Raw genomic sequence first — 22,484 nt, 5'->3', positions numbered from 1 at the left:
CTGGTTATACTCCTGCCATTGTTTCAAAAACGGATACAGACCATGACCGAAGCCGCTCTCGCCCCCGAATCCCCGCACGCGCCGTCTGTCATTCGGCTGCTGCTGGACAAGCTCGGGATCGCCTACGAAGAAGTGCTCGACCACCACGGCCTCAATGCCTCGCGCAAGGTACAAGCCGTGTTGCTGGACGACGCTGTCGGCGCGCTGATGGTGCTGTTTCCGCAGAGCCAGTTGCTCGACCTCAATCGCCTCGCCGAACTGACGGGCCGTCGCCTGACCGCAGTGTCGACCGAGCGTCTGCAAAAGATGCTCGGCAAACACAGCCTGAGCCTGCTGCCAGGCCTGCCGGCACTGACCAGTTCGCCGTGCCTCTACGAAGAAAGTCTGCTTCGTGAGCCGAAGCTGCTGATCAATTCCGGCGAGCCGGGCGTGTTGCTGGAAATCACCAGCGAAGCCTTCAAAAGCATGCTGACCAAGGCCAGCGCCGCCAACTTCGGCGAAGCGCTGAACAGCATCCGCCCGAACCTCGACCGCCCGGACGATGACCGCGAGGAAATCACCCAGGCCGTGCAAGCGTTTACCGCACGGCGCATTCAGCAGCGCCTGGAAGCGACCATCGAGATTCCGCCGCTGGCCGAAACCGCGCAAAAAATCATCAAGCTGCGCGTCGACCCCAACGCCACCATCGACGACATCACCGGCGTCGTTGAAACCGACCCGGCGCTGGCCGCACAAGTGGTGAGCTGGGCGGCGTCGCCGTACTACGCCTCGCCGGGCAAGATTCGCTCGGTAGAAGACGCGATCGTCCGCGTGCTCGGTTTCGATCTGGTGATCAACTTGGCGCTGGGCCTGGCCCTCGGCAAGACCCTGAGCCTGCCAAAAGACCATCCGCAACACTCGACGCCGTACTGGCAGCAGTCGATCTACACCGCCGCCGTCATCGAAGGCCTGACCCGCGCCATGCCGCGCGCCCAGCGCCCGGAAGCCGGCCTGACCTACCTCGCCGGTCTGCTGCACAACTTCGGTTATCTGCTGCTGGCCCACGTGTTCCCGCCGCACTTCTCGCTGATCTGCCGCCACCTGGAGGTCAACCCGCACCTGTGCCACAGCTACATCGAGCAACACCTGCTCGGTATCAGCCGTGAACAGATCGGCTCGTGGCTGATGCGCTACTGGGACATGCCGGACGAACTGGCCACCGCGCTGCGCTTCCAGCACGATCCGAGCTACGACGGCGCCTACGCCGAATACCCGAACCTTGTCTGCCTGGCGGTGCGCCTACTGCGTGGACGCGGGATTGGCTCGGGCCCGGATGAAGACATCCCCGACGCCCTGCTCGAACGCGTCGGCCTAACCCGCGAAAAAGCCAACGACGTCGTCAGCAAAGTCCTCGAAGCCGAAGTCCTGCTGCGCGAACTGGCTTCGCAATTCAGCCAGGGCTAAAACAAAACAGGCCCGCTCCCCCAAGGATTTACACAATCCCCCTGTGGGAGCGAGCCTGCTCGCGAAAAATCCAACTCAATCTACCAGACCGCCCCTGATCGTTCCCACGCTCCGCGTGGGAATGCATCCCGTGACGCTCCGCGTCACCAAAGACTCAAGCCTTAGGCTTAGCCTTCCTCGGCACCAAATACTTCATCAACCCCTGAAACCACATCACCAGCGCCGGATTGCCCTTCAGCTGAATCGACTTGTCCTGAATCCCCTGCATAAACGCCAGCTGCTTGTTCTTCGCCTGCATCGTGGCAAAGCCATAACCGGCATCTTTAAACGCAATCGCAAACGCCGGCTCTGCCACCACGCCAGACTTGCTGGTGATGCGCTGATCCTTGACCACAAAATGCCGCGCCACTTTCCCGTCCAGCGTCTGCAGCTGAAACACCAGATCCTTGTCACCCAACTGCTGCTGGAATGCAGGATTTGTCCGGCTGGCCTTACCCATCAACAAACCCATCATCCAAAGAAGAAAACGAAATTTCATGCGCACAGCCTCAAAAGGAAAATGAACGGCCGGGGCAGTGTAAGGGATTCGGACGATAACGCCAGTATCTGACGCTGTTAGAAGATGATGCAGACCATTTCCCGCACGATGACCACCAAGTCACGATTCCCAACTCCGCCTATGATCGTTCCCATGCTCCGCGTGGGAATGCCTCCCGAGACGCTCCGCGTCTCACCCTTCACCTTTCCTACACCTGTTGAAACACAACCCTGTAGGAGCTGCCGAAGGCTGCGATCTTTTGATCTTCCCCCCTGCAACTCCTTAGGAAATTTCCCGCAAAGCGCGGCGGCATGCGTGAACCAGGCGAGTTGAAGGTTAATCGTTAAGCTGAATCCGTCACCGCAAAATCAGTGACCGGATGTGCAAGTCCGAACTCCGGAGCAACTTTTTCCAACTCCAGAGGATTTACCCCGATGACTCCTTCACCACACGAAGCCCCAGCAGCTACCACCCCATCCGACCCCGCAGATGAAGTAACCCTCGACAAAGAAGCCGCCGAACGCGCCTTCGCTCACTACTTCCCCGCACACCCCAAAAAACCGCCTAAACGCCGCGAAGGTAGCCTCTTTAACATCTGCGACGATGTCGACACCGAGGCCCTGCTGGCCAACGCGTCAGAAGACCTGCTATCCATCAGCGCCATCGCCGCAGATCTGGCCGATGACATCGACGGCTCACGCCGGTCAGTTGCCTTGGCGCTGAGCAGAATGGCGGATGGGGTGCATTTGATGGTGGAGGGAGCGCTGGATAACATTGAGGCACGGGCCGTCTCAGTCTAAGCCGCGAAGTGAGATCGATTAAAAAAGGGGACGCGAAGGTCCCTTTTCAGAATTCCCTGCTTTACCGCTGGCTACCTGTCTTCAGTGGCGAATTCGCCATGTGATCGAAACAGTGGAAAGATTTCAAACTTGTCAACGATTCAAAGGCAACTGAAAACGCATACGAATAATGCAATTAGCGAAGTCTTCACGAAACAGTTCAACAGCCATTTCGCAGTGCCCATCAGCGTATTGCTTCCAAAGCGGTTCGTCGAAGTCAGCCCCGCCCAACCGCTCCATCGATGTCGCCAGACCTTTCTCACGATCCTGACCAGCCATGGCCGAGGCGGCTTTGTAAAAACCGTCCAGCGGTAATCCGGTTTGCAGAGCAACCAACTCTCCTACTCGTGCATTGGATGTTTGCACCAGACACCCAAGCCTATCGATCGGCGCCTCAGCCCCTGGGAAAGTGCCTTGATACACCTCCTCGCAAAATCCTTCTTTGAAGCGCACCCATTTCTTCTGCACGTCTTTGAGTTGTAGCTGTTCAGCAGGCGACAAACTGACCAGTGCTTTTTTGTATTGCTCATTCAGCAAGGCATCGACCTTCTCGAAGCTTTGCTGGCCGCAAATGATCAAGTCTGGATTGGAAAAGCTATCGGGGTTGCAGGTTTCTCGTGCATGCGCCGTAAGCGCCGAGGCGGTTAGCATGATGCCGATACATAACGACCGTCTGTTCACTTCACGCCCTTCGAATTGATCAATTCCAACTCACCATCCCGATACAACACCTCACGCCCCACCCACGCCGGATCCACCTGCGGTATCACCGCCGATGGCTTGCGCAATTCGCGCAACAACGTCGAGCCATGCGACAAGCGCCCGCCCATCCGTGCAATCACCGCCCGCGCCGTTTGGTAATGCGCATGTCGCCCCGGATCGAGGGTGTCTTCGAGCAAAATATCTTCGCCAAGAACGCCCTGCACCTGCCCCGGATAAATCATGAACCCGGTAGCCTGCTCCGCACCTTCGCGACCGTCCTGCCAGAAGCTACCGTCACGGGTGCGAACGTCCGGATGCGGTGCAAACCAATGCTCGCGGTCGGCCAGCGGCATGGCGTGGTGCAGGCGGAAGAAGATGCGCATCAGGTTGTCGCGGTACCACTCGCGCACTTGCAGGTAGTAACCGCGCAGGCCCGGCAGGCCAGTCGAGTGCGCGAGGCGGATCAGCCCTGGCCATTGCGGGAATGCCTGTAACGGCAGTTCGCTCGACGCGGGTCGAGGTGTAGCCGGATCGGTTTCCCACGGCAATCGATGCGGACTGTTTTCAAGGTTGTCGTAAGCCGTCGGCGGGCGGCCCAGTGCGTCACCGCCGCTGCTGGCCAGTGCCGTGGCGATGCACAGATTGCCTTGCACCACGAACACGTAAAACCGGGTGAACCAGTCCGCCAGTTGTTGGCCATCGGCATGTTGCGCGACGAGTTCGGCCAGTTCCTGATCGAAGCGCTGCAAGCCGTGTTCAAGGTTCAGCAAATGGCCGCGAGCCCTGCGTTGCATCCGCAAAAACAACGGCAACGAACGCAGCATCTTCAGCGGTTGCCACGGCAGATGCGGCGTCGCGCCGCCGACTTCACCGGCGTAGTTAGCGGCGCTGATGCCCCAGTCGGCCAGCCGGGCAAGAAACAGATCATTGTTGATGTAGGACGCGCCGCCGAACACCGCAGTGAACGGCTCGTTGTCCTGCAACACCCGCGCATCCCAGCGCGCCATGATCGCCGGGATGCTCGCGGCGGCTCGACGCTGGGCGTACTCCACAAAAACGCTCGGTTGCGGCGGCAGGATCTCGGCGATGTTGGCGGCGGTGAGGTGCCGGCGCCAGCCGTAGTCGCTGATCGGCCGGTATTGCAGCAACCACAATTGCGCGCCATCCCAGGCCCATTCGACATCGCCGGGCACGTAGTGGAACACGCGCAGCACCTCTTGCAGAAAGCGCCAGAGCAGGTCTTCGGTCAAGCCGTGGAATGGCGTGAACGTGCCGCTGCGCCAGGCATCGCTGAGTCGTGAAAGCGTTGCCCGCGCGGGGCTGACGTGACCGTCGGCCAGCGATTCGAGATGGCCTTCAACCCACTCCAGTTCTACCGAGAGATGTCGCACAAAAGCGATCCCGGACACTACCGGGGTGATGAAGCGCTGTACCACCACTTCCTCGACACCTTCGGCCGTGAGTTCGGCGATGCGTTTCGGCACATTGGCGGACGGCTCGCGCAGATAGGTCGTGCTCAAACCGGCATTCGCCGAATCGGCCTGATCCTCGCCATAACTGGAGGAGCGCACCGCCCAGGTCACATCAGGTTGAGCAGCGAGAAATGCCGGCAGACGCAGATCGCTGCAATCGTTGAGCGTCAGTGCCGCCGGCACCGGTTGCCGCGCCAGTTCAGCCAGGCGCAAACGCCCGCCCTTGGTGTGGGCGACAAACCCGCGCTCGCCCGACTCCAACCACTGCGCGAATTCGGCGGGCGAGTCGATCCACGGGTAATGACCCCAACCAGATTTGAGGCTGATGGTCAGATCCGCGCGGGCCAGAATCGCCGACCACGCTGCCGCTTGCTCGATGCCGAGCACGGCGTCCTGATCGCCCCAAACCAGCTCGACCGGATCGGTGATCCACTCCAGCAGCGGCAACGCGGTATCGGCGCGAATCAGATCCCAGTGCGGCACAAACGCACGGCAGCGAGCATAGCCGGCGCCCATGCGCTGGTACTGCGCGGGCGTCCAGATCTGGTTGGAAAACTTGCGCGCGAACAGCGTGGGTTTGTTCGACAGCAGCCAGTGGATGGTCTTGCGGATCGGCAGCGGCGACATCAATGCCGGTAACCGCCGCTGCCACAGAAACGCACCGACGGGTGCCAGCAAAACACTGCGGGAAAAGTGCCCGGGCCGACGTCGCAACGCGTGCAGCACAAGCAATGCATTGACCCCGACCGCCATGATCGCGCTGCCCTTCTGCGTCATCGCCAGCAAGGTCTGCGCGTAGTCCGCCAGATCCTCGCAGGGTGGCAGCTGATTGGCGCCGAAGCCTGGCAACTCCAGCGGCACCACGTCGTAGCGCTGAAAGTGCGGCAGCGCGTCGTCCCACCAATCGGCAGCGCTGCCGTTGCCGGCCAGCAGGTACATCAACGGCTTGCTCATGGACAATCCTCAGGTCAGATCGCGCAGAGCCGCGTCGAGGGTTGGATAGCGGAATGTGTAGCCAGCCTCGGTCAAACGCTTCGGCACCACGCGCTGACCGTCGAAAAACAGCTGCGCCATCTCCCCCGCCAATGCACGCACTGGCGCGGCGGGAATGTGCAACCACACCGGGCGCTTGAGGACCTTGCCGGCCTGCTCGGTGAACGCGGCCTGACTTATCGTTTCGGGCGCCACCATGTTGTAGGTGCCACGCAGACTTTCATCGTGGAAGGATCGAGCGATCACCTGAAGCACATCGTCGCGATGCACCCAGCTCATGATCTGCCGACCATCGCCCATGCGCCCGCCGAAACCTAAGCGGAACGGCAGCAACAGTGGCGTCAACGCACCGCCCGGGCCGAACACTACGCCGAGGCGCAGCACCACCTGACGCACGCCAAACTCAGTGGCCGGTTGCGCGGCAGCTTCCCAGCGGGCGCAGAGTTCGGCCATGAAGCCGTCGCCCTTGCTCGCGTGTTCGTCAAGGCTTTCGCTGGCATCGCGCACGCCGTAGAAACCGATGGCTGAGGCTTGAATCCACAGCGCGGGCTTGTGCTTGGTGTTCTTCAGCCAGGTCATCAGCGCTTCGGTGGTGGCGACCCGGCTGGCGAGCAGTTGCGCCTGACGCTTGGCAGTCCAGCGTGGGCCGGCAACGGGCGCACCCGCCAGATTGATCACCACGTCGAAGGCGTCGTCGTGGCTGAGTTCGTTGAGCGAATGCACACAGCGGACGCGGCCGTTGAATAGATTGGCCGCGTTCAACGGATCGCGCGTCAGTACGCTGACCGAATGGCCCGCGTCGAGTAATTGATTGACCAAGGCTTGACCGATGAACCCGGTGCCGCCGGTGATCAGCACTCGCTTGAAAGCGCCATCGGCAAACGGGTTGGATTGGCTCGGTGCCTTTACTGAAGAAGCCTTTCGGCGGTCATGCCGATACAGCCAGAACAGTGGCGGCAACAACACCAGCAATGCAAAACCATCTAGCCACAGGTGCGACCAGACCTGTTGTTGCGCTGAGAGCCACATGTCCTGCGGCGCCCATAACAGGATGCCGGCGCTCAACCAGCCCCAGACTGCCGGGGTTTTCAAGCGATTGCCCAGGTGCACCAACGCGAGCATGTACAACGAATAACTTTGCAGCGTCGCGCCGAACAGCGCGAGCCACCAGACTTGTTGTTCGTGGCCGGCAGCAGGTACCGCATCGGCGCCCCAGAACGAAAGTTCGAGGACTTGCAGGTAGCCATCGAGTAGACCGGAATGCCCGGCCCAGGTCAGGGTGAGGCCGGCGAGTATGTGCACGATCGCAGCGGCGTATAGCCAGATCACTAGCGCTGGGCGAAGCGAGGTCGAGGGGGCTGGCATTCCGTGTCCTGAGCGCGTTCCTTGGGGGTGGGGAGTTTAAAGGAAAATCGCAGTCGTCAGATGCTCAAGTATTAAACGTTTAAGCGCTGCGGATTCTGGCTCAGCGCATATGAAAACGCGTTAGCCATGATGGCGGAACGCGTTTGATCACATCGAGGTGAAAAGGCGCCGGGCGCTGTAAACGCCCTTCTTCACTTAACCGCACTAAAAGCAGCTGCTGGCCACTATCGGTTCGGCCACTTCGGACTGAAGTCGCTTAATCGCATTGATGCCCGAGTCGTTACCTTTGTCGGCAGCAAGCTGATAACAGGCCAAGGCGCGAGGAGTATCTTTCTTTCCTAGATCGCCGCTTTTCCAATAATCGCCTAACGAAACGAATGCATGCGTTGATCCCATGGTGGTAGCACGAATCAACTCTTTTTCAACGTCCAGCGGGCGCTGGCAGGGTCACTGAACCGGCCAATTCATTGCCAAAACAATAGAAGCCAGCCAACGACTCAGCACCGCTCGGCGAATCAACGGCTGCTGCCTTGAAAAGAGCCTCAACTTTGCCGTATTCCAATTGCGGGGCCATACCCGACAGACTTAACCCGGCCGCAGCCGAACTAGATATAGGATCGCCTGAAGCGGCCGCGCACAGGTAATTTTCCAAAGTCGCCTCAAAAAGTTCTCCTGTCAGTCGGTATTGCTCAAGGCCGCCCAAGCCAGCAAATCCTTGTCCGCGCTGCCAACAGAAATTCTCCGCACGACTCATTTTCCGCGTACTGGCTACAGAAAGCTCTTTATCAGGAATCGACCAGTCCTCAACCCCATCAAGCGTCCAGCATGACTTCCGCGAAAAGTTGAAAATCTTGATATTGCTGTTGCCGGCGCGTTTATCCACAACGTTAACGTGGCGGTCATCCACCTTCTCGATCTCTATTCCTTCCACTTTCCCATCGGGCACGGCCACCATTAAGGGAAACGCCATATCGCGTCCCACCTCCGCAGTAACGTAGGTCACAATCCGCCCTATATCCGACGTCCCCTTTAATACCAGCAGCTTCACGGCCTGCGCAGTTAGTCGCTTCTGCGATTCGGCATTAGCGGAGAACGCTGGAAGAAACTGTCCAAAGTCTTGCGTAGGGCACGAGCCACGTCCAAATGTCGGGCCACTCCCGGTATCGGACGCGATATTGTCCAAAAACACTGAACGGTCACGACTCATACTGGCGATGCAATTGTTCACCGCTGCCACATGCGCCGAAGAGTCCGGTTCCGTCTCCAACGCATCGACCTGGCAATCGGTATCGCGCAGTTTGATCCAGGCGCGCTGAGCCTCCTGAACCGTTGCCTTTTGGCTCGCCGCAAGAACTGGATCGGTCTGATATCCACCTTCGAGCCGAACCATCAGTTCTTGATAACTGGTATTCAACTGCTTATCTGCAGCAACCTTGGCACTCACAGAACATCTTTCCCTCTGAGAGTTCGTAGTGATATCGACACATGCATCGTCAGCAAATGCATGTCCCCCCAACAGAGATAAACCACCAATCAGCACGGCGGGCAGCACCGGAATAAGATATTTACTCAAGGCAAATTCCAACACTATCTTGCGAAAGTGTATTTTAAAGTCGTGCTTATTCTTCAAGGGAGATAGCCATTTTCAGAGTAGATCCATTCAGATAAACGACTGCTTCGCGCCCATTAATATCGACAGGGGTAGGATTTTGGATCATTCCTTCATCACTAGCCTTCGCAATTTTTGTTAACGTCTTATCCGCAACATTGGCACGCCAAATAGTTTCATCACCATTCTTGAAATAAAACGTCGGCCGTGACTTGCTCCAAATCGGAGCATATATATTCCAACCGGCCTCGGGCCGACCAGCCTGCGCTATCGTTTCATAGCCTGAGGTGTGCGAGTAGTACGCTTGCAATTTTCCATACTCACCACCCCAACCGAATGTCAAACCACTAACAGCATTTTCATCAGTATTTGGCCACTGCTGGAACAGCAGACTGCTTTCCAATGGCGGAGATTTTGAACCGAGCTTATAAACCATCCCCCGCAGTTGATTCTTAGAGAGTTGCTGTCGATAGTAAAACGCCCCATCAAAGATTCCCGCAAACCTTTTCCCTTCGTCGTTTGAACCCAAACTCAGAGCACCATCAAAACCGATATCTTTCGCAATCGTGTGCAATACCGGCCTGTCGTTGCGATCAACGTACTCATATAGATTACCCCGGTACGCAATCATCGCCGCATCAAAATGCCCTTCAAACACGATGACATGCAACATGCCTGAAAATGTTTCAGCTGAGATCACAAATCGTTCGACAGCCCCTTTTTCATTGGGAAGCCATGCTAAATCAATGACCCTCCATGAGCGTTCAAACTGTGTGTAGGGCTTATCACCCAACATTAACTTAATATCTTTCTGAGTCGGCCTAGGCGCAATAGAAACGGGTGTGAGAAAGCTTATCTGCTGAACATAAGCTTCCTCTAAACACTCGACTGACTCACAAGAATTACGCTCTGACTCAAGCCAGTCACTTTCGATTAATTGAAAAACCCGCCGACTTTTTATCGACTTGAAGACTTCACTTAGCTTTTCATCCATTGCGGACAAGGAAGGAGAACGACAAATTTTCCTTTCTACGTCCGTTGAAGCTTTGCCACAGTCGAAACTCGCAGAAAATGCCACCGAACTGAAAAGCAAAAAGGCTAACGGTAAAAAGCTAGGGAGCGAATATATATTTTTCATTGATTCACGCTATCAGGCATTGAACTTCGCAAAGCGGGTTGCGAGATGCTTGGGGCGTTCATTTATCCGTCGCTTCATTTGTTACCCTCTTTGCCAATGCTCGACGACATCAACATCCACCCGCTTCGCCACACAAGATCCATCCGCGTATTTCTTTGCCTTTCGGTGTTTTAAACATAATCGAAAGCCAGCCAGCCTCAACTTCCTCCTGCTGAACCCTATCCCCGGAAACCAAATACATACGAGTGACATCGTCAAAAACTGGAGAGCTGTAAATTTTAGCTTTTTTATTTATTGTCAGCTGAACCGGCACACCTTCATTCCATTTAGAAAACGCTGGAGTCGCAAGTTTATTACTAACAGACAATTGATCCTTGTAAGGAAATTCATACATTAGATTCTGGTAATCGTCTGCCAATATATCACCACCCTCACCAAAATATTTGGAGACTCGCTCATCCCTTGAATAACCACTCTCGCTCTTTTTGTAAACATGCACACTGTAATATTCACCAGAATATCTAACTCCGGTGTCTGAATGTATTCCCACACTGTGTATTACAAAAAGCTCTTTCTCGGAACTACCTTTAACATCAGAAAAAAATGCCGAGCGGACTTTTCCTGTATCTGCCAAATACGGCAACTGCCCAACGAGCTTCTTAGATTTACTCAAACAATCAACATAGTTAACATCAATACCCACTTGATTGTTCGAATCTTCACTGCTCGCCTCATCCTCTATAGGAACGAGATCAAAAACAATCGCACCGTCTTTTGTCGGGATCGAATGGTACACTTTACTCTCAGGGATCTCGCAAGCTAGCGAAGCCACCGAAGACAGGCAAAATGAAACTAACAATGAAAATTTACATAAGCGCTTCATAACGAACAGCCCCCGAACACAACCTTGAATTTCTCAGCAACTTCTTTAGTAAACTTCTCTCGCTGATCAAGTTCTTTCAGCCCAGAGTTGATAATCCTAGTCACAGATTTAATCTTCGCATCTACATCAGGTGAACTTGCATCCGCAAGTGAACCAATACCTTTCGCCTTCCAAAACCATAGACCAGACTCTAATGCAACCCTCATATTGTCCTGTACCAGGTTCGGATTAGCATCGATATTCACACCTATCGCTACAGCACATTCACGATAGTTAGCATAGTGGGTCAAATGAAGAAGGCCTCGCCCCCTATAGTCGTTATGAGGGTACTGATTGCTACCAAAGCTATGTTTACCATACGCTGGATCGTTTGCAATCAGATGCTGATCTATATACTCAAGCTTCTCTTCTCTGGTTAGTGACATCCCCAGCCTTGCAAAACCATCATTAATAGCGGTCGGCGCCATTCTATATAGTTTCTCGGCTGTGTAGCTACGACGAGTGTAATTTAAACTTTCCCTAAACGCAGAAAATTGAAAAGTCTCGTGCTTACCCTGCCCCATTATATGAAATACCTGAGCACAGGTATTTACTCCATACTTAGGGAAAAGCTCGTTCGCCACCATGACAAACTCACTTACAAAAGTATCCGTTACGGAGGATGGACAAATACTCCGCATCAATGCATTTGTTAACGCTATATTACTGCCACACTTTTTGCAGACATTACTGCCGGACGATGGCATCATATTCCCAATGAGCGCGATTGGATGAAAATGCCATACAACTCCATCGCCTACCCCTTTAGATTGTATAGCTGGATCATCCCAAAATATTAAACTATCTATTCGTTCTTTTTCGTGTTTTAGAACAGATGGGTAATTTTCTAGCAACGTATCCAACCGCGCCCATTTGGCAGAGTCCGACTTAGATTTCCACTCCGTAGGGTGATATGCAATGAGCTTTGACCAATGATCCCTGAACTCCCTATTCTTAAGTGCAACCGGAAAATCTTCGGGAGTAACTTTTTGATCTTTATTACCAAATCTATCCAAGTCCTTATATAAGATCTGGAAGAACTCCGGCATATCATCAGGATCCAGAAAACCATCAGAATTTGAATTTGATTCCTTAACGATGCGAAAGCCTAGTTTTTCCCAGTCGTGCTGACCAAGAAGCTCCGCCCCTTCTTTTTTGAGCAAACCCGATTTGTTTTCTGAATTATCAATTACGGTTACTTCGTACCATTCTTCAGTGTCCTTATAGAGAACAGTTTTCCCAAGCTCCACAAAATTTTCATTCGAAATTGTCACAATTCCGGTTAGAGGAGGCTTACTTTTTAAAGTCGTATTCGGTGGCAAGTGCAAGTATTGCTTGCCTTGCTTCACAGATGCCTTATTTTTCAGAAAGTCCTCAATTCTCGGATCTGATGAAAAAATTTCCACATGAACTTGATAGTTTCTGGAAACCCCTCCATCAGGACCTGCCAATGTTTCATTTAAACCAATAAAACCGATTGTGTCACCTGCCTTAATTGCCGTGTCCATCGGCACAACCTTATCAAACTCCGTAGGAACCAACCCCTGCAATTGAACATAAGGCTTTTCAACACAGGCCCAAAAAGTTGCTGGGACAGGAGTAGAATGGCTTTTCAAACCGGTTGTAGCACCGGAAGTGCTCGGAACAAAGGAACATTCCGCCATTTTGTAAAGCTTAGAGCCAATCTTCAGGCTAAAAACTTTACCGCTATCAAATTCTATTACGCTATTTGTACAAAGCACTAAGTCTTCATTTTGTCCCAGACTATTTATTTGTCTAATTGCAGCCCCGGCTAAAGTGCCGTGACTTTGCGGCGAGGGAGCTGCCCGCAGAGTAAGTCCTGTCCCGGTAACTACAGCTCTGACTTTACCCTTCCAATAATCTGGCTTCTTCCTCTCTGGCGCAGTTATGGCGCTCCAACTCGCACTTCCATCACCTCGTGGGTAAGCAATACCGTTTTGTTTGTAGGCGAACCAAAAATCTTGCCCTGGTGTACGCCCTCCTACACTACCCTTAATAAGGTTTCCTTTTGCATGAATATGATCAGGGTGTTCTTCCAGTATTTCAATTTCAGTCCCAGCGGAGATCGAACCATATTCGACACAGCCGACTGCACCGTTAATATCGCTACGCGCCTTAAACCCGCTGGCCACCATTTTTATTTTTGGAGTGCCAGACTGCTCGGGATCATCCGCGTATCGCTGATAAGGTAACAAATGCATATACAGACTATAAAATACAAGCTCATTGCTAGCATTGGGAGTCACCTCCTTATTTGGAGGTGATTTATAGTCATGCCTTACAAGGCAAAACGAATTCGAGTACTTTAGTGCTTCTGTAGTATTTGAAGCTTCAAATGCAGTGGCTAGGTAATCCTCATTCAGACGGTATGCAACGACGACACCGTCGCCAATACAGCGAATAGGCTCATCTCGCATACACTGCGGAGCAGTTTTATGTGAGATATGAATACCACCATGCCAAAAGCCGTGATTTCCTAATAAGAAATTTCCGGAACTTTCGCTTTCCAAGGCTTTAAAAACTTCCTCCGAATCTTTGAACTGTGTGCCATCAGCCTTTCGAAACGGATATTGAAAATTCATTAAAGGCGCGGGAGCCGTTGGAGCGGCTGCAGGCGCGGGAGCCGGCGCAGGTTCTGGTGCTGGTTGCGCCCCCTAAATTGAGGTTTCGGCCGCAGCACCTTCTCTGGCAGTGGCCAATACCCGCTGTCCGGGCCATAAAGGGCTGTTTTCGGACCTGCAGATTGGGAACCAAAAAATTTCCCTGGCGTCAACGCAGTACTGAGACTTTCAATAACCCCCGTGTGCCCGTGAAAATTAATCCAAAGTGCAATATCACCCGGCTGGGCGCTCGCGACCGGAATCTCATCGAAATGCTCCCGATCAGTATTAAGCATCGATGTTGTGCGGTAAGGAATTGTATATCCGGCGTCTTTCATGATTCGGTAAACAAGACCTGAACAGTCGATTTCCTTCTTGCCGTTGTTATTTACATCCGTTTCGCCCTTATGCGGACCGTACTCGTAGCCGCTGCGATATGGATTCAGATGCTCAAGTAGCCCAGTACTCATCGGAAGCTTCCTGCTTTAATACATTGAATTGAATGATTCGTGACGACGCCTTCGGTCGCCAAGCGTTCAACAGAGGGCTTGCTGGACTCAGGGTCTTTTTTTTGAGCTTCTTGATAACACGCCATTGCTCGCGGTCGATCCGATGGGACGACGTTGCCCGTTTCGTACACTTCACCCAGTCGAAGAAGTGCTTTGGTTGAGCCACGCTGCGCAGCACTTTCCAGCGTAGCTATTGATTTTTCAGGGTTGGTACACGGACGTTCATAGTCGTATTCACCCTCATCGCAATAGAACCTTGAGAGCGCCAAACCTGCATCTGGAATGCTTGTTGATGCCTGAATAAAAAGATCCAGGATCTTGGCATTCTCCAAGCGCGGCGCTTGCCCGGAAAGACTGATCCCGGCAGCAGCAACGGCAGCCTGGGCCGAACCTTTCCGTGCACCATCTAAATAGCTATCCAATACTGCGGCATACAAATAGATGCCAGATTCGGGAGAAGCCTTATTAACGAGCCTGTCAAATATGACGCCTTTTTTGAGTTCTAACTCACCGGGAGCTAGTTTCTCAGACTGAGTGATCTCTTCCATGACCGCATCGATTGCCCAGTCCTCCAATCGATTCAGAGCCCAGCAATCACTGTGTTTGAAGACGAAAATCTTCAAAAAATGGCCCGCCTCATCACGGACGACTACTCTGTTAGGCTCTTTGATTTCAATAGTGAGATCAGATTCGGCGGCATTTTCCGGAAGCAATACCTTCAACTCATCGGCGGCAATCATGCCTAAGCTCCGCTCGACAACCTTCGGTATTTTCCCATCAGCTGTTACGTGAACATATTTCACAGGAGACGCAATAAAGGCTTTCTGTATCTCTGGCTCAGATGAAAAGGCTTTGACGAAATCACCAAAATTGCCGCTTGGGCATTGGGCGGTGCTGGACGAAGAAGCAAAGGCCCCCGAAGTCATCCCCCAGCACAACAAAACAATCGAAAACCACTTCATCTGCCTTACGTACCTGTTTGTTGTCATCACGACACTCATCACTCAGAAAACACAAAAAAAGCCTTCGGCTTAACCTTCTCAGGCGGCGCATTCAACAACGCCTGATCCATCAAACTCCCCGCCTTATCCTTATCCGCCGCCCCCGGCAGCACCGGCGGTTTAATCCCGATGCCCGTGCCGGAGCCAGCCGAGCCACCGGCATTGATCTTGATCACCGGCCCAACCACCGTCACCCCACCGCCATCCAGCTTGATAAAGCTCCCACCCCCAAGAATGGTCAGCTCCGTCCCGGCCTCAATAACGATCTTGTCCCCAGCCTTGAGGTGAATCTCTTTCCCCACGCTGGTGAGCTGCGCAGTCCCCAACTTCACATGCTGGTTCTGCCCAATCGTCAGGTGATCATCGAGCTTCGCTTCAATCTTGCGATCAGCAATCGTGGTGCGGTGTTCTTCAGCTTTGAGCTCGGTGTAGGTGTTCTTCTCAACCGTGTCATGGCGTTCATTCCCGACCCGAATCTTCTGATCATGCTCAACGTTTTCATCCCAATCGCGCTGGGCATGAATGTAGATCTGCTCCGCACCTTTCTTGTCTTCGATGCGCAGTTCGTTGTACCCACCGCCTCCCGGGGAGCTAAGGGTTTTGAATACGCTGCGGGTTTTGTTCGCCGGCAGTGCGTACGGCACCGGGTTTTCCTTGTGGTACAGGCAGCCGGTCACCAGTGGTTGATCGGGGTCGCCTTCGAGGAAGGTGACGAGGACTTCCATGCCGATGCGCGGGATGCTGATGGCGCCGTAGCGGTCGCCGGCCCAGGAGCTGGAGACGCGCAGCCAGCAGCTGGTTTTGTCGTCGGCGAGGCCTTCGCGATCCCAGTGGAATTGCACTTTGATGCGGCCGTATTGATCGCAGTGGATTTCTTCGCCTTTGGGGCCGGTGACCATGGCGGTCTGGCTGCCGAGTACGCGCGGTTTCGGGTGTTCGAGGGCCGGGCGGTAGAACACGTCCCACGGGGTGGCGAGGAAGGTGTTGCGGTAGCCCTGATGGAAGTCGTCCTTGTTATTGGTGGTGTCGCTGGTCACGCCTTCTTCGAGGACTTGCGGCTGTTTGCCTTCGTGGACGATTTCGGTGAGCAGCCACAGGTCGTTCCACTCGCTGCGCGGGTGGTCGGACATTTCCATGAAGTGGCCGCTGACCAGTTTGGTCTGGTCGCCGCGCCCTTCGGCCTGACGGTAGTCGGCACGGTGGCGTTCGAGGGCGCGCTGGCTGAGGAACTTGCCGCGCGCGCGGTCGAGGAAGCGGCCGGGGTAGTCGTAGTCTTCCAGATCCGGTTCATTGCTCTCGCCATCCGGTTTGTAGGCGGCTTCCATTTGCAGGCGCGGTTTTTCGAAGTCGTAGTCGCGGCGCATGGTGCGTGTGGTGCGGGTTTCCAGGCGCAGTTTGAAGCCTTTGATCACCGGTTCGTCGGCGACCATGCCGCTGCCTTGCACGTACGCGGTCGGCTGGCCGAGGTTCTGGAACACGGTCTGGTCATCGCCAAACACCAGCAGGTGGGCTTTTTCGCTGTGCTGAAAGTGGTAGTGAATGCCTTCCTCTTCGCACAGGCGCTGGACGAAATGCAGGTCGGTTTCGTCGTACTGCACGCAGTAGTCGCGATCCGGGCACGGCTGGCTGAGCTGGAAGCTGTAGGCGTTGCTCTTGATGCCGTGTTCGTCGAGGATCAACGCGATGATTTTCGGCGCCGACATCTGCTGGTAGATGCGTTGGTTGGTGCGGTGATGCAGGTATTGCAGCTGCGGCACGATGGAGATTTTGTAGCGCGTCAGGCGCTTGCCGGCATCGCCTTGAGCGACTCGATAAATCTGCCCGTGAATGCCGGAGCCCTGCGGATCGAACGCGAGAAAGGCCTGCTTGTGCAGGAGTTTTTCCAGATCCAGATCGGGGTTTTCGCTGACCAGTTCGAGGTCGAAACGATACGGCTGGCTGACACCCTCGGTGCCGGTGAACGACAGCACTTGCAGGTCGCCGACATAGTCTTCCACCGTCAGGCTGAAGTGGGTCTCGTTAGCTGAGTTGAACATTGTGTGCTCCCTGTTCGAATGTCATCCGTTACGCCCGAAAACGCAGGCGTTGCCGCCAGGACGAAGTGGCGCTCATGGCGTCACGCAATTGGCCGGCAGTGATGCTGCGTTCTGCCGCATTGAAGCTCAGCGCTTTGCGCAGCGCGGGCCAGCAGTGTTTCGGTAGGTTTTTCGGCGCGTGCAGCTCGCGCTCCAGGTGTTCGTCGCGGGCCAGGGTCGAGGCCACGCGGCGGAACGGCGGCTTGCCGCCCGCCAGTTCGTAAATCACGCAGGCCACGCCGTACACGTCTGCGCCGGCCGACAACGGTTGGCCTTCAAGCAGTTCGGGGGCGGCGTAGCCCGGTGTCCAGGCGTTGAAGCGTTCACGGCTCAGGTGCGGCAGGCCGGGCAGCACGCCCTCCTCCGCTTGGCCGAGGCCGAAGTCGAAGAGGCGCAGGCCGTCTTCGCTGAGCATGACGTTGCTCGGTTTCAGATCACCGTGCAGCACGCCGCGACAGTGGGCATACGCCAACGTGTCGAGCAGCGGCAGGACGATGTCGCGCAGTTCTTTCCACGGCAGGCCGAGGGGCCGCTCGCAGAGCAATTTGTCCAGGGTCAGGCCACGCATGTATTCCATGGTGATGAAGGCCCGCTGGCAGTCAGTGTCGACTTCAAAAGTGTGCGCACGCACGACGTTGTCGTGGCGCAGGCGTCGGGTCAGGGCGAACTCGCTGTAGAGCAAAGCACTGGCGTCCGGCGATTCGGCAAATTCTTCGCTGAGGATTTTCAGCGCAACGTAAGGGTCGGGATCGCCAAACTGTTCGTGCAGCAGATCCCGCGCCCGGTAAACCGCGCCCATGCCACCGGCCCCGAGCAAACGCTCGAGGCGGTAGCGACCGGCCAACACATCGGGCAGCACACCGATGCTGGCCTTTTTAGGGGCCAGCGCAGGTTCGGCATTGTGCGACTTGGCGAAGGCGAAGTAGGTCAGGTTGCTGGCCTGTTCTTCGCTGATCAACACGTCATCGATTGGCGATTCGATTTCACTCATTGGCGGATCACCACGGCAGTCAGGTTGTCCCGCGCGGAGCCCCGCAAGGCGCCGTCGAACAAACGTTCCAGCGCCACGTGCGGCGCGCTGAGACTGAGGGCGTTGCCGAGGGCATCGCTGCTCAGGCCTTGGTACAAACCATCGCTGCAAAGCAAAAACGCGTCGCCCGGATAGACCTCGAGTTCCAACACATCCAGGGTCAGTTGTTCGGCCGCGCCGACGGCTCGGGTCAAGGCATGAGCCGCCGGGTGCGCCGCCGCTTGATCGACGCTCATTTTCTGTTCGTCGATCAATTGTTGTTGCAGCGAATGGTCTTTGGACAGCTGATACAGACGCTGCCCGCGCCACAGATAACAACGGCTGTCGCCGGCCCAGATGCAGGCCGCGCGATTGCCTTCCACCAGCAGCGCCACAACGGTGCTGCCCATGACGCTGTCGTGACGGCCGGCGGTGACGGTCAACTCCTGCCCCAAACGCCGGTTCACCCAATGCAGGCACTGGCGAATGGCTTTGAGGCGTTCGTCGAAGTCGTCGTGTTGCGGCAGTTCAGCCAGGCTGGCGACGATCAACTGGCTGGCGATGTCGCCACCCTGATGACCGCCCATGCCGTCCGCGACCACCCACAGCCCCTGCTGTGGCGAGTCGAGGAAGGCATCTTCGTTGCGCGCCCGCACCTTGCCCGGGTCGGTACGCGCCGCGCTGCGCCAGGCACTGGCCACGAGCATCAGAGCTGCACCGGCATACGGAAGGTGCGCAGTACGCCCATGTCGAACGGGTTCGGCGAGCGTTGGCTGGTCAGCAGGTAGTTGGCGCGCAGGCCACCCACGTCGGCTTTCAGCACCAGCACGTCGCGACCGTTGAGGTACTCGGTCTGCATCAGATCAAACAGACGGAACAGCGACCACGGGCCGGAGTTTTTCTCGATGCCGATCGGACGCCCCGACATCTTGTCCATCACCAGACTGGTGCGACCGTCTTCAGCATCGGTTGGCCATTTGAACGACACCGGCACAATCGGGCCGTGACGGTATTCGATGGTCTTGTCGCCGAACTTGAACTCGGAACGGCTGACCGCCGGATCGAGGGTGTACGGCTCGAGTTTGAACTGCACGGTCGGCTCGGCCGGGTTGATCGAGAAGAAGCTCTTGCGAATGGTCAGTGCGGCGGCCATCTGGTCGAGGTAAACCTTGGACACCGGCAGGCTGTGGCCATCGACGCTACGCATGCGGTAGTTGCCCGGATCGCCACTGACGAACGGACGCATGTAGTTGTCGAAGAAGCGGTCAGCGATGCCTTGATCCTTGAAGAACTCGCGGAAGTCGGCGATCGCCACGTCGCTGGTGCTGGTAGCGCTGAACGGATAACGCTTGCTGATGGTTTTGCCATACACGCTGTACAGCTCGTTTTGATAACGGCCGTTCATGTATTGGTACGCATCGTTCAGCACCAGACGCCACGAGTCCTCGGCCAGCACGTTGAACCACACGCTCAGCGGACGCGGCAGACGACCGGAGGCATTACGCAGGTTGGTCAGCGCATCACGCTGGCCGCTCATGCGGGTTTTCGCCAGTTCAAACGCGGCTTGTTCCGGCGAGCTGGAACGGGCCAGGCTGGCCAGTTGCAGTTGCAGGTCGTTGAGCGCGTTGAGCGCCGGTGTCAGGTCAGCAGCCGGGCCATTGTTGTCATCGAGCAAACGATGTAGCGGCTCGAAGCGACGTTGCAGCGACTTCTTGGCAGTGTCCGGCAGGTTCTTCGCAACGGTCAGGGCCGAAGCCTTGTCTGCTGCGGCGGCCGCCAGTTTACCGACCTTGCCCAGTTTGCCTTTCTGCTCGGCCAGCGCATCAGCCGCATCGGCGGCTTGATCCACCGGGTCAGCAACAGCCTGGAAGCGGGTGTTCTCGCGCACTTCCGTGAGCAAGGCGAGCACCGGCGAGTTGGCCGACGTCAGGCCCGCCAGTTGCTCGGCGCCTTCACCGGCGTCGTTGATCGGCGGCAGTGCCACCTGGCCAACGGCTTCGCTCCAGTAGTTGGCGTAGTCACGGAAATACAACTGCTCAAGCTCGACCATCAGACGACGCAAGTCCATGTCGCTGATGCCCGCGCCTTCGCCCAGCACCCAGTTGTCACGCAGGATGTCGGTGACCAGAGTCGCGCCCTGCACCGAAAAATACTGCTGATAACCCTCTTGGGTGTAGAAGCCCGGAATCACGTAATCGGTGCCGATAAACAGCGAGCCTTGTGGCCCGAGGTGTTGGCTGAAACGGTATTCCGGCAGGTTACGCGCCTGCTCGCGGAGCATGCGATACACGACGTTGGCCAGCGATTCGCTGCGCAATACCTGCCGCGCCTGCGCGACCAACTGGTCGTTAAGCGGATAGATAAAAGGCTGCTTGAGCAGACGTTCGAGGTGAGTGTTCAGACCGTTCTGCACCGCGGTGTTGCCGGTGTAGCGCTGCGACCAGTCAGTGGCGATCCAGTCCTTGAGCCACGCCGCGTCGCGACGATCCTTCATGTTCAGCATCAGGTACGCGCGCAGGCTGTTCAGCAGCTTTTCGCGATCCTGCAGGTTGGCGCGGATCTGCCCTTCGAGCTGGGATGCAACCCGTGGCAGCAACTGCGCCTGAAGCTCACGCTCGTAGGCGTCGGCGACCGGCGGATTGACGTCTTCGCCCTGATACAGACCGCCACGTTCGTGGTACGACACGTCGCCCTTTTTCGGGAACACCTGGGTTGCCGCATAACTGGTGTCGAGGGTTTTCAGCACGCCCATCGCGTCATCTCGCGGGGTCAGTGCCGAACGTTGCTGCGTCCAGTTTTGCGCCAGCGTACGGAGGTTTTCCAGACGCTCGTAGTTGGCCGAGAAACCACCGGCCCAGAGGATGCCGAACAGTGCCAACGACGCCAGTGCGCCGATGTACAACGCACGCTGGCCCCAATGGATGCGGCTGCGTTCACGCTTATCGAGACCGGCCAGATCCGCCTCAGGGAAAATCACCCGGCTGAGCAAGTGGTGAATGAAGCGCGAACGACCGCTGCGCAGCGTCGGCAATACACCGGCGCTCATGCCCAGACTCGCGCCGATGCCGGCGGTGGTCGAATCCATTTCCTGGGTCAGGTGCGGTGCGCTGGTCAGGTAGAAACCACGCAGTTGCGTGGCTCGCTGATAACGGTTGCCAGTGAACGCCATGTCGACGAACAGGCACAGGCGCTCGCCGATCTGCCCGAGTTGATGCGGGAAGTCGAGGATGCGGCCACGGCGCTGGGTGTCGCGCTCGGAGTGCATGCGCATGATCACCTGGCTGTTGAGGCGACGCAGCAGCTCTTCGAATTCATTGCGCAGTACCGCGACGTCGGTGCCGACCTGATCCTTGCGGAAACTGGTGCCGAGCACCTGATCGCTTTCTTCACGGCTCAGTTGATCGAAGAATTCGTCGAAGCCCAGCAGCTTGTCAGCCTTGCTCAGCACCAGATACACCGGCACATCGACGTGCAGTTTCTGATGCACATCTTGCAGACGGCCACGCACCTGACGCGCGAGGGTGTCGATGTCTTGTTCGCTACCACCGAGCAGGGTTTCCACCGGAATGGTCACCAGCACACCGTTCAACGGACGGCCACGGCGACGTTTGCGCAGCAGCTCGAGCAAGGTCGTCCAGGCGCTGCTGTCGACTTCGGCGTCCGGCTGCGTCAGGTAACGGCCGGCGGTGTCGATCAGCACACCGTGGTCGGCGAAGTACCAGTCGCAATGACGAGTGCCGAGGGTGTCACGGGTCAGCTTGCGGTCGATCTTGTTGATCGGGAATTCCAGACCGGAAAAGTCCAGCAGACTGGTCTTGCCGGAACCCTGCGGGCCGATCAGCAGATACCACGGCAAGTCACTGCGCCAGCGCTCGCTGCGGCCACGATAGAGGCTGGAAGTCTTCAGGGTTTTCAGCGCGTCTTTGAAGCGCGCCTTCAACTCTTTCTGCTCTTCGTCGATCAACTCTTCACGGCGGATACGATCCTGACCGTCTTCGCTTTCTTCTTCGGCTTTCTTGCGGATACCGGCGCGCCAGCTGACGAAGACCATGACCAGGCCCCAGATCAGGAACAGCACGGCAATGGTCAGCAGGCGGGAGGTCGGGCTCTCCCAGAACTTGTAGTCATCGACCGCCAACAACGGGCCGACGAACCACACCAGCAGCGCCACGAACAGCACCAGCAGCAGAGTCCAGACCCAGGTCTGGCGCAGGAAGGCGCCGACTTTCTTGAAAAACTTTTTCATCA

Annotated in this window: 15 protein-coding genes and 1 pseudogene; 2 read left to right on the top strand and 14 right to left on the bottom strand. The window is 56.2% G+C overall.

Annotated features, from left to right (window positions below):
* Positions 1 to 42 precede the first annotated feature (42 nt).
* On the top strand, positions 43 to 1,443 hold the full coding sequence (locus ACZZ0D_RS24980; RefSeq protein WP_053125066.1) for an aminoacyl-tRNA deacylase and HDOD domain-containing protein: 1,401 nt from the start codon (positions 43 to 45) through the stop codon (positions 1,441 to 1,443).
* Between the two features lie 154 nt (positions 1,444 to 1,597).
* Here the strand turns inward: ACZZ0D_RS24980 and ACZZ0D_RS24975 are convergent, their stop codons facing one another.
* Positions 1,598 to 1,981, bottom strand: coding sequence for a helicase (locus tag ACZZ0D_RS24975; protein ID WP_016985803.1), 384 nt, complete (start codon positions 1,979 to 1,981; stop codon positions 1,598 to 1,600).
* Positions 1,982 to 2,415: 434 nt separating this feature from the next.
* Here ACZZ0D_RS24975 and ACZZ0D_RS24970 point away from each other — a divergent pair, with 434 nt between their 5' ends.
* Positions 2,416 to 2,781 carry a DUF6124 family protein gene (locus ACZZ0D_RS24970; RefSeq protein ID WP_463554544.1) on the top strand — a complete coding sequence of 122 codons (366 nt, stop codon included), beginning with the start codon at positions 2,416 to 2,418 and terminating at the stop codon, positions 2,779 to 2,781.
* Between the two features lie 132 nt (positions 2,782 to 2,913).
* Here the strand turns inward: ACZZ0D_RS24970 and ACZZ0D_RS24965 are convergent, their stop codons facing one another.
* From ACZZ0D_RS24965 to tssM, 13 genes and pseudogenes are all read right to left on the bottom strand, one after another.
* Positions 2,914 to 3,471, bottom strand: coding sequence for a lysozyme inhibitor LprI family protein (locus tag ACZZ0D_RS24965; protein ID WP_463554543.1), 558 nt, complete (start codon positions 3,469 to 3,471; stop codon positions 2,914 to 2,916).
* 26 nt (positions 3,472 to 3,497) lie between these two features.
* Positions 3,498 to 5,948, bottom strand: coding sequence for an alpha/beta hydrolase (locus ACZZ0D_RS24960; protein WP_463554542.1), 2,451 nt, complete (start codon positions 5,946 to 5,948; stop codon positions 3,498 to 3,500).
* A gap of 9 nt (positions 5,949 to 5,957) precedes the next feature.
* On the bottom strand, positions 5,958 to 7,352 hold the full coding sequence (locus tag ACZZ0D_RS24955) for a TIGR01777 family oxidoreductase (protein WP_463554541.1): 1,395 nt from the start codon (positions 7,350 to 7,352) through the stop codon (positions 5,958 to 5,960).
* 204 nt (positions 7,353 to 7,556) lie between these two features.
* Positions 7,557 to 8,925, bottom strand: a pseudogene (locus tag ACZZ0D_RS24950) (lysozyme inhibitor LprI family protein).
* A gap of 46 nt (positions 8,926 to 8,971) precedes the next feature.
* Positions 8,972 to 10,099: a lysozyme inhibitor LprI family protein gene (locus ACZZ0D_RS24945; RefSeq protein ID WP_463554540.1), complete on the bottom strand. Its 1,128-nt coding sequence runs from the start codon at positions 10,097 to 10,099 to the stop codon at positions 8,972 to 8,974.
* A 109-nt stretch (positions 10,100 to 10,208) separates the two neighbouring features.
* The gene (locus tag ACZZ0D_RS24940; protein WP_463554539.1) at positions 10,209 to 10,982 is read right to left on the bottom strand and encodes a hypothetical protein; all 774 of its coding nucleotides are present in this window, start codon (positions 10,980 to 10,982) and stop codon (positions 10,209 to 10,211) included.
* Entirely contained in the window at positions 10,979 to 13,624 is a 2,646-nt protein-coding gene (locus ACZZ0D_RS24935; protein ID WP_463554538.1) for a glycoside hydrolase family 19 protein, read from the bottom strand. The genes ACZZ0D_RS24940 and ACZZ0D_RS24935 overlap by 4 nt, the downstream gene beginning before the upstream one ends.
* The gene (locus ACZZ0D_RS24930; protein ID WP_463554537.1) at positions 13,624 to 14,112 is read right to left on the bottom strand and encodes an NlpC/P60 family protein; all 489 of its coding nucleotides are present in this window, start codon (positions 14,110 to 14,112) and stop codon (positions 13,624 to 13,626) included. The genes ACZZ0D_RS24935 and ACZZ0D_RS24930 overlap by 1 nt, the downstream gene beginning before the upstream one ends.
* A complete protein-coding gene (locus ACZZ0D_RS24925; protein WP_463554536.1) occupies positions 14,109 to 15,113 on the bottom strand; it encodes an SEL1-like repeat protein in 1,005 nt (334 codons plus the stop codon). Before ACZZ0D_RS24925 ends, ACZZ0D_RS24930 begins: the two co-directional genes overlap by 4 nt.
* A gap of 38 nt (positions 15,114 to 15,151) precedes the next feature.
* Entirely contained in the window at positions 15,152 to 17,188 is a 2,037-nt protein-coding gene (locus ACZZ0D_RS24920) for a type VI secretion system Vgr family protein (protein WP_463554535.1), read from the bottom strand.
* Between the two features lie 28 nt (positions 17,189 to 17,216).
* Positions 17,217 to 18,218 (bottom strand): serine/threonine-protein kinase, encoded by a 1,002-nt coding sequence (locus ACZZ0D_RS24915; RefSeq protein WP_053125077.1) that lies wholly within the window; start codon positions 18,216 to 18,218, stop codon positions 17,217 to 17,219.
* Complete coding sequence (locus tag ACZZ0D_RS24910) at positions 18,215 to 18,943, bottom strand: PP2C family protein-serine/threonine phosphatase (RefSeq protein ID WP_053125079.1); 729 nt, start codon at positions 18,941 to 18,943, stop codon at positions 18,215 to 18,217. Before ACZZ0D_RS24910 ends, ACZZ0D_RS24915 begins: the two co-directional genes overlap by 4 nt.
* Complete coding sequence (tssM, locus tag ACZZ0D_RS24905) at positions 18,943 to 22,482, bottom strand: type VI secretion system membrane subunit TssM (protein ID WP_212550338.1); 3,540 nt, start codon at positions 22,480 to 22,482, stop codon at positions 18,943 to 18,945. The genes ACZZ0D_RS24910 and tssM overlap by 1 nt, the downstream gene beginning before the upstream one ends.
* Positions 22,483 to 22,484: the final 2 nt, after the last annotated feature.

The organism is Pseudomonas sp. AC193, from assembly GCF_979258075.1.
Note: the sequence above shows the minus strand (reverse complement) of the source record. Positions and strands in the feature narration are given on the sequence as shown.